This is a genomic window from Roseibium sp. (assembly GCF_965216085.1).
In the GTDB taxonomy this organism is placed as follows: Bacteria; Pseudomonadota; Alphaproteobacteria; order Rhizobiales; family Stappiaceae; genus Roseibium.
Genome location: NZ_OZ244138.1, coordinates 3,820,313 through 3,835,169, shown reverse-complemented (window position 1 = coordinate 3,835,169; position 14,857 = coordinate 3,820,313). Strand labels below are relative to the sequence as shown.

General features: G+C 56.0%; 12 protein-coding genes. 7 read left to right on the top strand and 5 right to left on the bottom strand.

Features of this window, described 5'->3' with window-relative positions:
* The first annotated feature begins 246 nt into the window (after window positions 1–246).
* From cysD to ACOOFE_RS17995, 3 genes are all read left to right on the top strand, one after another.
* The gene (cysD, locus tag ACOOFE_RS18005; RefSeq protein WP_420411330.1) at window positions 247–1,176 is read left to right on the top strand and encodes a sulfate adenylyltransferase subunit CysD; all 930 of its coding nucleotides are present in this window, start codon (window positions 247–249) and stop codon (window positions 1,174–1,176) included.
* Entirely contained in the window at window positions 1,176–3,110 is a 1,935-nt protein-coding gene (cysN, locus tag ACOOFE_RS18000) for a sulfate adenylyltransferase subunit CysN (protein ID WP_420411329.1), read from the top strand. Before cysD ends, cysN begins: the two co-directional genes overlap by 1 nt.
* Before the next feature lie 186 nt (window positions 3,111–3,296).
* A complete protein-coding gene (locus tag ACOOFE_RS17995) occupies window positions 3,297–5,141 on the top strand; it encodes a PHA/PHB synthase family protein (RefSeq protein ID WP_420411328.1) in 1,845 nt (614 codons plus the stop codon).
* 90 nt (window positions 5,142–5,231) lie between these two features.
* Here ACOOFE_RS17995 and ACOOFE_RS17990 read toward each other — a convergent pair whose 3' ends face one another.
* Window positions 5,232–5,705, bottom strand: a complete 474-nt coding sequence (locus ACOOFE_RS17990; protein WP_141187584.1) for a YbaK/EbsC family protein — start codon at window positions 5,703–5,705, stop codon at window positions 5,232–5,234.
* 244 nt (window positions 5,706–5,949) lie between these two features.
* Between ACOOFE_RS17990 and ACOOFE_RS17985 the strand changes: the two genes are divergently transcribed.
* On the top strand, window positions 5,950–6,141 hold the full coding sequence (locus ACOOFE_RS17985; protein WP_420411327.1) for a hypothetical protein: 192 nt from the start codon (window positions 5,950–5,952) through the stop codon (window positions 6,139–6,141).
* Between the two features lie 44 nt (window positions 6,142–6,185).
* Here the strand turns inward: ACOOFE_RS17985 and ACOOFE_RS17980 are convergent, their stop codons facing one another.
* Window positions 6,186–7,340, bottom strand: a complete 1,155-nt coding sequence (locus tag ACOOFE_RS17980) for an NAD(P)/FAD-dependent oxidoreductase (protein ID WP_420411326.1) — start codon at window positions 7,338–7,340, stop codon at window positions 6,186–6,188.
* Window positions 7,341–7,414: 74 nt separating this feature from the next.
* Between ACOOFE_RS17980 and mnmD the strand changes: the two genes are divergently transcribed.
* On the top strand, window positions 7,415–8,167 hold the full coding sequence (gene mnmD / locus ACOOFE_RS17975) for a tRNA (5-methylaminomethyl-2-thiouridine)(34)-methyltransferase MnmD (RefSeq protein ID WP_420411325.1): 753 nt from the start codon (window positions 7,415–7,417) through the stop codon (window positions 8,165–8,167).
* Between the two features lie 23 nt (window positions 8,168–8,190).
* On the opposite strand, the gene ACOOFE_RS17970 is transcribed toward mnmD, so the two are convergent.
* Window positions 8,191–10,626, bottom strand: coding sequence for an EAL domain-containing protein (locus ACOOFE_RS17970; RefSeq protein WP_420411324.1), 2,436 nt, complete (start codon window positions 10,624–10,626; stop codon window positions 8,191–8,193).
* Window positions 10,627–10,961: 335 nt separating this feature from the next.
* Here ACOOFE_RS17970 and ACOOFE_RS17965 point away from each other — a divergent pair, with 335 nt between their 5' ends.
* On the top strand, window positions 10,962–11,270 hold the full coding sequence (locus ACOOFE_RS17965; RefSeq protein ID WP_420411323.1) for an EthD family reductase: 309 nt from the start codon (window positions 10,962–10,964) through the stop codon (window positions 11,268–11,270).
* Window positions 11,271–11,346: 76 nt separating this feature from the next.
* Here ACOOFE_RS17965 and ACOOFE_RS17960 read toward each other — a convergent pair whose 3' ends face one another.
* The gene (locus ACOOFE_RS17960; protein ID WP_420411322.1) at window positions 11,347–12,303 is read right to left on the bottom strand and encodes a 2-hydroxyacid dehydrogenase; all 957 of its coding nucleotides are present in this window, start codon (window positions 12,301–12,303) and stop codon (window positions 11,347–11,349) included.
* Between the two features lie 260 nt (window positions 12,304–12,563).
* On the opposite strand from ACOOFE_RS17960, the gene ACOOFE_RS17955 reads away from it, so the two are divergent.
* A complete protein-coding gene (locus ACOOFE_RS17955) occupies window positions 12,564–13,730 on the top strand; it encodes a sirohydrochlorin chelatase (RefSeq protein ID WP_420411321.1) in 1,167 nt (388 codons plus the stop codon).
* Between the two features lie 339 nt (window positions 13,731–14,069).
* Here ACOOFE_RS17955 and ACOOFE_RS17950 read toward each other — a convergent pair whose 3' ends face one another.
* Window positions 14,070–14,732 (bottom strand): FMN-dependent NADH-azoreductase, encoded by a 663-nt coding sequence (locus ACOOFE_RS17950; RefSeq protein ID WP_420411320.1) that lies wholly within the window; start codon window positions 14,730–14,732, stop codon window positions 14,070–14,072.
* Window positions 14,733–14,857: the final 125 nt, after the last annotated feature.

The window sequence follows — 14,857 nt, the reverse complement described above, 5'->3', positions numbered from 1 at the left end:
GCTTTTTATGATCTGCGCTGATCGTGGAATGTCATTCCTTGAATTGATTATCGGTAGGTCTCTATCTCTATGGTCACGAACCAGGGCCTGAAGCGCAGAGTTTCTGCCCGTTTGAAGCAAGAAAGCCGCACATTACCAGCTCCAGAAAAGGTCAATTGATCTACTATCTGAAGACCTGGGATGTGCCGGACCAACCAGTACTATTTGGCGAAACCCCGTTATTCGGGGTCGGGACTAGAAACGATTATGGATATTGGGCCGATAGAATTGACGCCAGACCGCCTGAGCAATCTGCGCCGTTTGGAGGCGGAGAGCATACACATCATCCGGGAGGTTGCAGCGGAGTTCTCCAATCCGGTGATGTTATATTCCATCGGCAAGGACTCCGGCGTGATGTTGCACCTGGCGATGAAGGCGTTTTATCCGTCAAAACCGCCGTTTCCGCTGCTTCACGTCGACACCACGTGGAAGTTCAAGGACATGATCACCTTCCGGGATGAGACGGCCAAGCGCCTTGGGCTTGATCTCTTGGTGCACACCAATCCGGAAGGGTTGGAAAAGGGCATTGGCCCGTTCTCCCACGGCTCGTCCGTTCATACGCATGTGATGAAAACCGAGGCGTTGAAACAGGCGCTCTACAAATACGGCTTTGATGCCGCTTTTGGTGGCGCACGCCGGGACGAGGAAAAATCCCGCGCCAAGGAGCGGGTGTTTTCCTTCCGGAACGCCCACCACGGCTGGGACCCGAAGAACCAGCGTCCGGAGCTTTGGAACCTTTACAATGCCCGGGTCGCCAAGGGCGAGAGCATCCGCGCCTTCCCGCTGTCCAACTGGACCGAGCTCGATATCTGGCAGTACATCCTGACGGAAAACATCCCGATGGTGCCGCTGTATTTCGCTAAAAAGCGTCCAGTGGTGGAGCGCGACGGCATGCTGATCATGGCCGACGACGACCGCCTGGTTCTGCAGCCGGGCGAAAAAATCGAAGAAAAGATGATCCGTTTCCGCACGCTCGGCTGTTACCCGCTGACCGGGGCGATTGAATCGGACGCCGCCACTTTGCCGGAAATCGTCAAGGAAATGCTGATTGCCCGCACGTCCGAGCGCCAGGGCCGCCTGATCGACAAGGACGAAAGCGCCTCGATGGAAAAGAAAAAGCGTGAGGGGTATTTCTGATGAGCGTTCTGGAAGAGACCCTGACAAGTGCCGACGCTGTGACTGCCTATGTCGCGGCCCAGGAACAAAAAGACCAGCTGCGGTTCCTGACCTGCGGTTCGGTCGATGACGGCAAGTCGACGCTGATCGGCCGCCTTCTCTATGACACCAAGCTGATTTTTGAAGATCAGCTGGCCGCCCTGGAACGCGACAGCAAGAAACACGGCACCGTCGGTGAGGACATCGACCTGGCGCTGCTGGTCGACGGCCTGGAGGCGGAACGCGAGCAGGGCATCACCATTGATGTCGCCTACCGTTTCTTTGCCACCGAAAAACGCAAGTTCATCGTCGCCGACACGCCCGGCCACGAGCAATACACCCGCAACATGGCAACCGGTGCCTCAACCGCCGATCTTGCCGTGCTCTTAGTCGACGCGCGCAATGGCCTGCAGGTGCAGACCCGCCGGCATGCCTTCATTGCCTCGCTGCTTGGCATCCGTCACGTGGTGCTGGCCGTCAACAAGATCGATCTTGTGGGCTATTCAGAAGAGCGTTTTGACGAGATTCGTCAGGAATTCGAAACCTTTGCCAATGGCTTTGACTTTGAAAGCCTGCAGGCGATCCCGATGTCGGCGCGTTACGGCGACAATGTCACCGCCAAAAGTGATCACCTCGCCTGGTATGCCGGCCCAACGTTGCTGGAACACCTGGAGACGATTGAGGTCGGCGAGCATGAACTCGACGCGCCGTTCCGCTTCCCGGTGCAATGGGTGAACCGGCCGAACCTGGATTTCCGTGGGTATTCCGGCACCATCGCCAGCGGCAAGGTGGCCGTTGGTGATGAGATCGTCGTGGCAGGTCCCGCGAAAACCAGCCGGATCAAACAGATCATTGCACCTGAAGGGGATGTGAGTTCCGCGCGGGCCGGGGAAGCGGTGACGCTGACGCTCGAAGATGAGATCGACATCTCCCGCGGCGATCTGCTGGCAACGCCGTCCGCCCGTCCGGATGTGGCGGACCAGATGGCGGCACATCTTATCTGGATGTCGGAAGACGCGCTTTTGCCGGGCCGCTCCTATCTCCTGAAGATCGGAGCGAAAACCGTCAACGCCCAGGTGACGGAGATCAAACACAAGATCAACGTCAACACGTTTGAGCATATTGCCGGCAAAACGCTGGACCTCAATGAGATTGCCTTCTGTAATCTCAGCCTATCCTCAGAGGTTGCCTTTGACCCTTATGAAGCCAACCGCACGACGGGATCCTTCATCCTGATCGACCGGATGAGCAACCAAACGGTCGGGGCAGGCATGGTGTGGTTTGCCCTGCGCCGGGCAACCAACATCCATTGGCAAGCGCTGGAGGTCGACCAGAAGGCGCGCGCTGACAAGATGGGCCAGCAGCCGGCGGTCTTGTGGTTCACAGGGCTATCGGGCTCCGGCAAATCGACCGTCGCCTCGCTCGTTGAAAAGAAACTCCACGCCGAAGGCCGGCACACCTATACGCTGGATGGCGACAACGTCCGTCACGGGCTCAACCGGGATCTCGGCTTTACCGATGCGGACCGGGTGGAGAACATTCGAAGGGTCGGCGAGGTCGCCAAGCTGATGGCTGATGCCGGATTGATCACGCTGGTCTCCTTCATCTCGCCGTTCCGCTCAGAGCGGCAGATGGCCCGCGATCTTCTCCCCGAAGGCAGCTTCATCGAAGTCTTTGTCGACACGCCGATCGAGGAGTGCAAGAAGCGCGATCCGAAGGGGCTTTATGCAAAGGCCGAGCGCGGGGAAATCAAGAACTTCACCGGGATCGACAGCCCCTATGAGGCCCCGGAAAACCCGGAGATCCGCATCCAAAACGTCGGCCGTCCCCCCGAAGAGGTGGCGGACGAGATCGTCGACTTTTTAAGAGAACGCGGCTTCTTGAGTGTGTTCGGGATGTATGGTGACGGGATCTAAGTCCTAAGGTGCAATCAAACGCCCTTCCGGACCCAGTTTTGCTGTGGTCCGGGGGGGCATGAATTTCAATTGAGGCATCCAGCCGAATTTGTCTGTGTTTGACGGCGTTTTGACCGGGGTCAAACATCTTTTCCCGCGAAGGGGTATCTTGTCCTGGCATCACTGAATGGCTGCGAGGATAGGACGGTGGCCGATATTGCCGGACGCATAGAACTTTCACCGAATGATCTCAACGCACTGGCGCCTGATCCGGATGTGGGGCTCTTAAAGGCAGCCGGAACTCCTGAGCTGTATAAGCCGGAGATGGCTGAGCTCAAGAAACCATATCCTTTTGATCGGCTGTTGCATGCAACGATGGCCCGAGCGACCGCGGGTATCTCGCCCATCTCCGTATCCATGGCGTTTTTTGATTGGGCCGCGCATCTGGCAGTGTATCCATCCAGGCGGTCGGAACTAGCGCGTTGCGCGGCGGACAAATGGCTGGCGTATTTGGCCTATCTCTGCCAAGCCGCTGCGGACCAAGAGGCGGTGCCGGTCGCGGAACCAGAACCCCGTGACCGCCGGTTCAAACATGAAGGCTGGTCGGTATGGCCCTTCAACGCCTATCAGCAGGCATTCCTGCTTGGTGAACAATGGTGGGACGAAGCGACAAAAGGCATTCACGGCGTATCTAGGCATCATAGCAATGTGGTGAATTTCGCGGTGCGCCAGCTGGTCGATACGCTGTCACCATCCAATGTCCCCTGGATGAACCCGGAGGTGATGGAGACTGCCCGCACGCACTGTGGCGCCAATTTTGTCAAGGGATTTGGCAACTTCCTGGAGGATATGAGGCTTTTGGCCGATGGCGGTTTGCCGCCCGGGAATGGAGATTTCCGGCCCGGCAAGGAAGTCGCGATAACACCAGGTAAGGTGGTTTATCGAAATCACCTGATGGAGCTCATCCAATACAGCCCGGCGACGGACAAAGTTTATGCCGAGCCGGTGTTCATCGTCCCGGCCTGGATCATGAAATATTATACTCTCGATCTAACGCCGCAGAATTCACTGGTGAAATACCTGGTCAACAAGGGCCATACGGTGTTCATGGTGTCGTGGCGGAACCCGGAGGCTGCGGATCGTGATCTCGGGTTCGAAGACTATATCAAAATGGGGGTGCTGGAGGGTCTGTCAGCTGTCAGCCACATTGTCCCGAACCAGAAAATTCACGCGGTCGGTTATTGCCTTGGCGGCACGTTGCTGATGGCGGCAGCCGCTGCGCTGGCCAAACGTCCGGCACATGACCTCAAATCCATCACACTGTTCGCCGCGCAAGTGGACTTTGAGGAAGCAGGTGAATTGATGCTGTTCACCGATGACAGCCAGCTGGCTTACACAGAAGATCAAATGTGGGAACAAGGCTATCTGGACAAACATCAGATGGCCGGTGCGTTCAGTATGCTGCGATCCAACGATCTGATCTGGTCGCGTCTGATCCACAGCTACTTGATCGGTGAGCGAAGGCCTCCGAATGATTTGATGGCCTGGAATTCTGATGCTACGCGGATGCCATACCGCATGCACTCCGAATATTTGCGCAAGCTCTATCTGAACAACGAACTGTCCGAAGGGCACTTCAAAGTCGAGGGCAAGGCGGTCGCGCTGAGGGATATCAAGGTGCCGATTTTTGCCGTCGGCACGATCTCAGACCATGTGGCCCCCTGGACATCGGTTTACATGCTCAATCTCTACACAGATACGGATGTGACCTTCGTGCTCACAAGCGGCGGGCACAACGCTGGCATCGTTAATCCACCCGGTAATCCCAAACGCCACTACCAGATCGCGTCGAAGGCCGAAAACGCCAAATACATCCATCCTTCCAAATGGATCGAGACAGTACCCCGTCAAGAAGGATCCTGGTGGCCGGCGTGGCAAACCTGGATCAACGAACTTTCAGGAGAACAGACAACTCCCCCTTCTATGGGCGGCGCGGCCGCGCCGTATTTTGTGTTGTGTGACGCACCAGGGACGTATGTCCATCAGACCTAGAGCAGTCAAAAGCTGATCGATTATTGGCAGCTAGATCATCCTGTTTTCAACTGAACGCAGGATGATCTAGCCGGATCGGCTCGCGGCAGCTCAGGCTGCAACCACCGCCTGGCAAACATCCACCCATTCCGCGTTCGTGATCTCTGCCATGTGATCAGGCGCTATGCGTACCGCTGCATTGGTCGCACCGGCCGCAGGAATAACCACGTCAAAGTCCTTTAACGAGATGTCGCAGTAAACCTTGAGCGGGGAGGGCAGGCCGAAGGGGCAGACGCCACCGACCGGATGACTGGTCAGGTCGACAACGTCCTCGGCACTCAGCATCTTGGCTTTACCGCCAAAAGCGGCTTTTGCCTTTTTGTTGTCGAGACGGGCATCTCCGCGGGCAACCAGCAAAAACACAGTGTCCTTCACGCGAAAAGAGAGCGTTTTGGCGATTTGCCCCGGCTCAACGCCATGGGCCGCGGCGGCCAGATCCACCGTGGCGCTGCTGTCTTTTGTGACGAGAACTTCGAGATCGGGCGCAGCTTCCGCCAGATGAGAACGGACAGACTCAAGCGACATTCGAGAACCTTTTCGGGAGTAATTGGGGGCTGATACCTAAGGGGAAGTTATGCGGGCTTTCCAAAATTCTGGGCAACCCTACATTGTTTGTGTGTAAGTTCACAGGCAGTGTGGTGATCGTCAAGATTTCGTTCACTATGATTTCATAACCTGAGCCGGTTTTATGGAGAACAGCGTATGGTGGCTGAAACCCGTCATCCAAGGCGGTAGATAGCACATACCAAGAGGTAAATAGGACACGCCAATGGCTAAAGCCATGCCAGCATTTGCACAAGACCGGCAGCGCCGCATTGAGGCGGATGCCGCGCGTCAGCGCAAATTGCCGGACGGAGATCCTGACAGCGTCCTCTTTCTTGTAGTCAAGAACAGTCTGTTTTGGGGCTCAATGGCGTTGTCGATGGCGGCAATCTACGCTGCAGTTTCACTTATTCTCTAACGCCTGGCTCCAGGTCCCTCCAAAAAGCGAAGAGCGGTTTGGGCCTAGCTGTCCGCGTCGAGCCTGTTGACGCCAAAATGATGCGCCGGCCGGAATGTTTCCGGCAGATCGGCGACCGCCCGCCTGCCTGTCATTTCTGAGACCAGCGCATCGGCCACCAAATGCGCTATGCCATAAGAAATCTTGAAACCGCCTGTTGCCGCATAGATTTTTGTGTGGCCGGGAAGCAGGCCGATGAGCGGGTCGCGCTTGTTGCACCTTGGACGGATCCCGGCCCATTCTGTCAAAACCTTCCGGCCTATCAGAGAGGGGCAAAAGGCCGTTGCCCGGCGGATCAGATCCGCTGATCGCTCCGCATCAACGTCTGTATCCTGGGACGTTCGGTCCGATGTGCTGCCGATTGCGACAGTGCCGTCGGCATGAGGAACCACATAAAGCCCATCGCAATAGATTGCCGGCCGGTCTTCCAGACCATGGCCGTCTAACAACAGCGCCTGACCTTTTTCGCCCCGGCCAATGTTCTCGCCAGTGAATTTTTCAATCAAGGTGAACGCCGAATGGCCTCCAGCAACGACAAAATTGCTGGCTTGGACTGTCGCGCCATCGGCCAGATGAACAGTTCCCGTTGTTTCCTCAAAATCTGTAACGCGTGTGCCTTCCACAAGCGAACCGTTGGCAGCGATATAGGCGGCAAGCGCTTTCAGATAAAGACGCGGTGCAGCCCGGGCCGCCAGAGTTTCAAAGACGATGCCAAACGGTGCTGCGTCTGCGCTCAGCCAATCCGAGCGGCTGCCCTGAGGTTCTACAGTATAGGAAAATCCAGTTTCGCCCGGGTGCCAGCGCAATTTGCTTTCTTCCGCCCGCTCCAGGTGATGGTCCAGCTTATCTTGTGTGGTCAACGGCAAGACCCGGCCCAAACGTTTGTATCCGCAGCTGACACCCGTTGCGGCTTCAAGCTCCTTGATGTGATCGGGCAGGGTCAAGAGCGCTTGAAACTGAAACTCCTTTTTTGGGTTCCAGCGGGCTGGCATATGCGGCATCAAGGCGCCGAGCAGGCCGCCGCTGGCCCCTGCGCCAACATGTTTGGCGTCGAATACCACGACCTTGAGGCCAGCCTTGAGCGCCAAATATGCGACTGAAAGGCCGAAAATCCCGGCACCGGCAATCGCCAGGTCATAAGTGTTGGAGGTCGGAGCCACGTTGGTCCTCAAGCTTGATCGGGGCAGGAGGCTCCCTTATGAGGGGCCATTGAACAGAGGCTTGGTTTAGTGCTGTGACGGACGAAGAGCAAAGAAAAACAGATGCGGCCATTCGACCGCCGGATCTGGAGTGGCTGGACGGCGATGTGCCCCGCGCCGAAGGGTTCGATGACACCTATTTTTCCAAGGCAGGTGGATTGGCCGAAACGCGCCATGTTTTTCTGTCCGGCAATGATCTCCCCAACCGGTTTTCAGGGCGCAAGGCCTTCACCATCGCAGAATTTGGTTTTGGCACCGGCCTGAATTTCCTGGCAACGCTCTTGGCCTTGAAAGATGTCAATCCGGCGCCCGCTCTGACATTTGTGTCGTTTGAACTTCGCCCAATGACAGCAGATCAGCTTTTGCGGGCTTTGGCTGCATTTCCCGAGCTCGGTGAGCTGCCCGGTCTATTGGCGGATGTTTGGGAACCAAAACCCGGTTGGAGCATTATGACCGTCGGTGGCGCACAGCTTGTTCTTGGAACTGGCGATGCGCGCCTCCTTATTGGCGACTTTCGAGACCAGACTGCTGCCCCGTTTCTCGACCGGCCGATGCCGCCGGTGGATGCCTGGTTTCTGGATGGGTTCAGTCCAGCGAAAAATCCGGAGCTATGGGACGCCGAATTGTTGAAATCCGCGGCAGACTTAACCGCCGACGATGGTTCGTTGGCAACTTATACCGCCGCTGGCTGGGTGCGCCGGAACCTGCAAACTGCGGGATTTGAGATCAATAAGGTCAAAGGCTATGCCGGTAAGCGGGAAATGGTGGTTGGCCGCAAGACTGCTTAAACTTCAGCGCAGGGACAAGCGGCCTAGCTCGCTGACGAGTGCTTGTGCAGATCTTGGCCCGCAAATTGGCTGTTGATCTGCCTGGAATACCAATCTGGAAGTTCCTGTGCTGCCATCGGTTCGGCAATGGCATTCCCCTGGCCGTATCGGCAGCCATGTTTACGCAGCCAGCTGGCATGGCCATCGGTTTCGATGCCTTCTGCGAGAATGTCGAGATTGAACACCCGGCCCATTGAGATGATGGTTTTCAAGATCTCCTGATCACGCAGGTTTTCTGGGCTGCCACGTACCAAGTCTTGATGTATTTTCAAGGTGTTGATTGGAAGATGCTTCAAGCAGGTGAGAGATGAATAGCCTGCGCCGAAATCATCCAGGGCGAAGCGTACACCGAGGTCCTGACAGTTCTCGATAACAGACTTCATCGTGCTGATATCAAGCAAGACATCGGATTCAACAAATTCGATTTCCAGGTGCTCCGGCGAGATATCGGTATGCCGGTCAAGGTGCCCGTGAAGAACCTCCTTGAAATCTGGCGCCATAACCTGAAGTCCGCTCAAATTGACACTGACATTCAGGTCAAGGCCCTGTTTTTGCCAGTCCTGCAGTTGCCGCAAGGTTTGATCCAGGACCCAGTTGCCAATCGCGAGGGCCAAGGCGGGGTGCTTGCGGATGGGCGGAAGAAACTCTTGCGGGACGAGCAAGCCGCGATCCGGATGTTGCCAGCGCAAGAGTGCTTCGCATCCGATGATCAGGCCAGTCTCGAGATCCGCCTTTGGCTGATAAAACAACCGGAATTCATTCTTCTCCAAAGCGGTCTGTGCTTCGGCAACCTGTGTGTGGTAGGTCGCCAGCGCCTTATCCTTGTCCGGATCAAAAAAGCGGTACCGGTTGCGGCCAGCCAATTTGGCTTCATACATCGCTTGATCCGCTTGCCGCTCCAATTGCTCCCCAGATATGGCATTGTCTTGAGGATAGAAGGCCACACCAATGCTGGCGGTGACGGAGGTGGTAATTGGGCCGAGAATAAATTGCTCGGAAGCAGCATTTAAAATCCGCTCCAAGGTACCGACGCAGTCACGTTCGTGGTGCAGGTCCGTAATGATGGCGACAAATTCATCACCACCTATCCGCGCCAGCGTATCCTCGATCCGCAAAGCTGCCTTGAGCCGCCGGGCGATCGCCACCAAAAGCGCATCGCCGGTGGAATGTCCATAGGTGTCGTTGACGGCCTTAAAACCATCAAGATCAATGAAAGCTACAGCAATGAAAAGATCGTGGCGGCGCGCCCGCGCCATCGCTTGGGTGAGCCGGTCAGCCAGCAGATCCCGATTTGGCAGCCCTGTGAGCTTGTCGTGCCGAGCGAGTTTTTCCAGGGCCTTCTCGTTGTTCTTGAGTTTTGTGATATCGGAAAACAGGCCAATATAGTTGGCAATCTGGCCGCTCTCGTCCTCTACAGCACTCAACGTGAGCAAGGCGGGAAAAGATTGGCCATCCTTTTTCCGGATGTTGACGTCTCCGCGCCAAACGCCGTTGGCATTGACGGCCTCCAAGCGGTCCCGATAGGCTGATGCACTGTCGGTTTCCGAATGAAGCACACCTGCGTTCTTGTTATGAAGATCCGACAGACCGTACCCGGTAATGTCGGTGAAGGCACCGTTGACATCCAGGAAGCGGCCGATCGCGTCCGTGATAAAGATCCCTTCATGGGCAAACGTGAAAACACTGGCGTTGAGCTTCAGCGCATTTTCCGCGGTCTTCTTCTCAGTCACATCCTGCGCGACAGCATAGATAAGCTGACGGTTTGGGTCGGTTCGAGCGGACCATCGCAAATGCTTATAGCCGCCATCCTTGCAAATCCAACGGTTTTCAAAACCGTCGACATTTTTCCCGGCAATGAGCAGCTTGAATTGATTGGCCGTGTTTTGGCGGTCATCGGGATGGAGGAGATTGCTGGGGGCAACGTCAGTCCGATTCCGAGGATCATATCCAAGCGTATCCTCCCAAGCGCTGTTTAACCGGAGGATCTTGCCGTCGAACTCGGCAATCATATTCAAGGATTGAGATTGCTTGAAAAAAGTTTCGGCAAATTGCTGACTGTGTTTGTGTTCTTCAACTTCCCTGGACAACTCAAGCGCGCGTCTTTCGACCTGGGATTCAAGCGTTTCATTCTTGTCTGCCAGCCGCTTGTGAGACTGCCGCAGTTCGCGGTTTAAAGACAGCGCGTTCATGTAGCGCCAGCCAGCAAAAGCGGCAGTTATTATCGAACCCAAGGCGATCAGGATTAAGGCTGTTGGTCCGGTTGTCCAACTTAGGGCCGAAGAGGCATCAACTTGGGCAGTAGTGATGTTAGGTAAGGCGTTGATATCTACTGCCGCGTTGCCAGCGATAGGGAACGTCAGAAGTATCAGCGCTGCAGCCGCCGAGATCAGGAAACCTATGCCAAACGCGTGTCGTGCCATATCCTCGTCCGGTCTTTTGTGCCCCGGTTCGGATCTTTACTTGCCAGGTAGATCGGGCGGAGGCTTTCAAGCAGACTAAAACATGCACATGAATAGATGAACAATAAGATAAATTCTGGTTTATTTAGTGGGGTGCAATTTCATTTCAAAATCAATTGCGTAAGATTTGCCATGAATTCCTATCAGTAGTTGCATTTGTTGCGCGATTTATATGTTTTGTTTCTAGTTTCACAGAAACACTCTCGCTCAATAACTCGAGCCTTGACGTTTGGATAAGTGTCCTTTGCTATTGGCAGGCCTTCATCAAGATGCCGCAATTAAAGGGGATTTTCGAAATGGCTGTTTCTTTGCAAGTGCTTTATCCCGTTGGTCCGGAAACGAGTTTTGATTACGACTATTACGCGAAGACCCATATGGCGTTGGTCGCCGAGCACATGGGGCCGCACGCTGTCAGCGTGCAGGCGGTCAAAGGCTTGGCAGGCGGTCCGGACACACCGCCGGAGTTTTATGCCGTGGCGACCATGGTGTTTGAAAACCAGGAAAAACTTCAGGCCGCATCAGCTGCGGCCGGTCCCGTGACCGCCGATATTCCGAACTACACCAACACCAAGCCGCAGTTGTTGATCGGGGAAGTGATCGGCTAGCGGTTAATGTAATTTAGGGTAGGGGGCTCTTGCGTCAGGTGCATCGGCCCAACGGAGTTGTCGGGCCGTCTATAACTCACTTTTTCATCTCTGGAACCGGCGTGATGGCTTTGCCGGTTTCAAACCAGCTTTTAATGTTGTCGGCGACAAGCAAGGCCATGGCGTCGCGGGTCGCCTGACTGGCCGAGCCGACATGAGGCAGGACCGTCACCCTAGGCAGCTTTAGCAGGGCATCCGGAACATTAGGCTCGTCTTCAAAGACATCCAGCCCGGCGCCATAGATGGTGCCGTCTTCAAGGGCCGCAATCAGCGCGGTCTCATCTATGACCGAACCACGGCCGATGTTGATGACAACTCCGGTGGGGCCGAGCGCTTTCAAAACCTCGGCGTTGACCGCATGATTTGTGGCCGGGCCGCCGGGCGCCACCACCATGAGCGTATCGCAGGCTGCGGCCAGCTCCTTCAGGCTTGCGTGGTAGGTGTAGTCGACACCGTCCTGTTTTGAGCGGCCGTAATAGTGAATGTCCAAACCAAAGGCTTCCGCCCGTTTGGCGATCGCCTTTCCGATCCGGCCAAGCCCAAAAATCCCGAGGGTGCGGCCGCGCACCGTGGCTTGGGTCGTCGGATAGGGTTTGCGCTCAGCCCACTTGCCCTCTCGCACCCATTGTTCGGCTTGGCCGAGCTCGCGGATCGCCATGATCATCAGGCCGATGGCGGTATCGGCAACCTCCTCATTGAGGACATCCGGAGTGTGGGTCACCATGACGTTCTGGCCGAGGCAGGCCGGCACATCGATGTGGTCATACCCAACACCGAAGCCGGCAACGATTTCCACATTCGGCAGTTTCTCAAGCAGTTCTGGGCCAAACGGCCCAAACCCCAGCGCAACCCCGCGAATTTTTTCAGAGATGTCCGCAAGCTGCGCGTCCTTGTCGTCCGCCTCAAAGAGCTTGTGAACGGTAAAACGTTTTTCAAGCTCAGCTTCCGCGATCGGCAGCAGACGGTACGGCATCAGAATGTCGGGTTTGGCCATGGAGAAATCCGGAAATGGGTTATTGGACAGGAGCGCCCACTGGTAAATGGATTCAGACTTCGCGTCGAGGTGTCTTTGTTGGATCGCTCAAAGGTGGACCCGGACATTGGAAGATAGGTGCTGGTGACACCGGACCGATAAAGTCAGGAGACAGAGCCGAAAACCGGCGGCGAAACCTGACAGAACACCGGCCCTGAAAATTCTGCTTTCAACCGGCTGGCATTGCGGGCTATCTACGGCGCAACAAAGAGAGGCAGCTTATGTCGAAGACGGGCATTATGATTTGCGGGCACGGCAGCCGCGCCAAAATTGCCGAAGAAGAATTTGCATTGCTCGCCAAAGGCTTGCGCGACCGGTATCCGGATATGCCGGTGGAGTATGGCTTTCTGGAATATTCTGCGCCGAACATTCACATGGGCCTTGATTCCCTGCGCGATCAGGGCGTGACGCATATCCTGGCTGTGCCGGGCATGCTGTTTGCGGCCACCCACGCCAAGAATGATATTCCTTCTGTCTTGACCACGTATCAGGAAAAGAACCCTGGTCTGACCGTCAGCTATGGCCGCGAGCTCGGCCTGCATCCGCAGATGATTGCCGCTTTTGAATCGCGCATTCTGGAGGCGCTGGGCGTGGATCACGTCCATGACGGTGATCTTTACGACACGATGTTGATCGTTGTGGGGCGCGGCACGTCTGACACTCTCGCCAATGCAGAGGCTGCGCGCCTCACTCGCATTGTCACCGAAAATCTCGGTTTTGGCTGGTCGGAAACCGTTTATTCCGGCGTTACCTTTCCGTCGGTTGGCCGCGGGCTCGAGATGGCCTTGAAGCTCGGCTACAAGAAAATCGTTGTGGCGCCGTATTTCCTGTTTTCGGGCAAGCTGATCGACCGGATCTACAATTATGTCGACACCGTTGCGGCAACTGCGCCGGATGTCACCTTCCTGAAAGCCCATTACCTGGCCGATCAGGCGCATGTGATCGACACGTTTGTCGAGCGGATCACGGAAGCGGCCGAGGGCTCTCTGGTGGAAACAACCGACCTGATGGCCTCCTTCAAGGAGCGCCTGGCCCGCGGCGAGGTTGATGTTCATCACCACCACGCCGAATACCGCGATCCGGACGATGATGAAGCGCCGAACGCTGGCCACAGCCACGATCATGACCACTCTCATGGGCATGGGCACTCGCATGGGCACGGCCACCATCACCACGGGCATGGCCACGATCACGGTCACAGCCACGGCGTCTACAAGCACATCGCCCACCCGAACGGCCCGCGCACCATGATCGATCAGGGCGTTTGCTGTTGCTTCATGGGTCAATTTCCTAAGGAAGTCATCGACGAGGAACGGGCCTTGCGCAAAGAGGCGGGCCTTCAGTTAGAAGACCCTGAACAATTGCCGGCCTGCGCGCCAGGGCGCTAATCACGGCAGATTCTTGGGGCACAGACCCCGGAGCTGATACTAAGAGCCCACCCCGGACCTGATCCTGGGCTGTTTGCAGTGGTTTGGTCCCGGTGCGAAGGCCGGGACGTCATCGGGATTGGGCCTGCTACATGAAACCCGGTCATCCCCGCTTCATGCGGGGATCTACTCATTTCCAGAGAACTGGCGGCAATAGATACGGCCAAGCGCGCCACAGTGGCGTGTTGGAATGGATCCCCGTACATTTCCACTTCAAGGGGCGGGGATAACCGCCTGAATTTGTGAAAGGTTACGCCACACCCTCAAACGTCATCCCGGTAAAGGTCCTGACCGCACGGCCTAGGCGGCTGCCGCATCGATGTCTCCTGATAGCCTTTTTGCCAATTCCCGCGCTTCATGATGGGCGCTTTCAAGCGACTTTGCGTGGCGCGCGTCCTTAAATTCCTGGTATTCGACAGAAACGTGATGCATCTCGCGCGCCCCCAAATACCCGGTCAAGGTTTGAAGGTGCGCCACCAGATGATTGCGGCCGTCATTGAGCTCGCCAGGGCCGAAGCCAAACTCACCGGAGGCGCTCGCCAGAACGAGCGTCTTACCTGAGAAGATCGGTTCTAGCGGACGGTCGCCGCGCGCAAGATCAAAGGTAAATGTCTTGCCGATCCTGATCACCTGATCGACCCAGGCCTTGAGGCCTGCCGGTATGCCGTAATTGTAAAGCGGGGACGATATTAGGATGAGATCGGCGGCCTGAAGCTCTTCAATCAGCGTGTCGGAGAGCTTCAGGCGTCCTTTTTGTATTTCCGTGCGTGTGGTTTCAGGTTCGAACGCCGCAGCAATCCAGTCTTCGTCGATGAGGAATGGCGGATTTTTGCCGACATCGCGGCGGATGACCGTAAGGTCTTGTCGGTCCTTGGCAAGGTTTTCTTGAAAGGTATCGGCAAGAGCTCGGCTGAGCGAGCCGCTGACCCTTGTGGAAGCGTCAAGTCTGAGAATGGTGGTCATGATAAGCGTGTCCAATGATCTCGATAGATTAGGCTAATGTGTTTCTTGGCAAAAAATTGCATTGAAATTCTTTGAGAACAAACGCATCTTTCTTACATATAAGTAAGAAAAACTAATCTATGAGG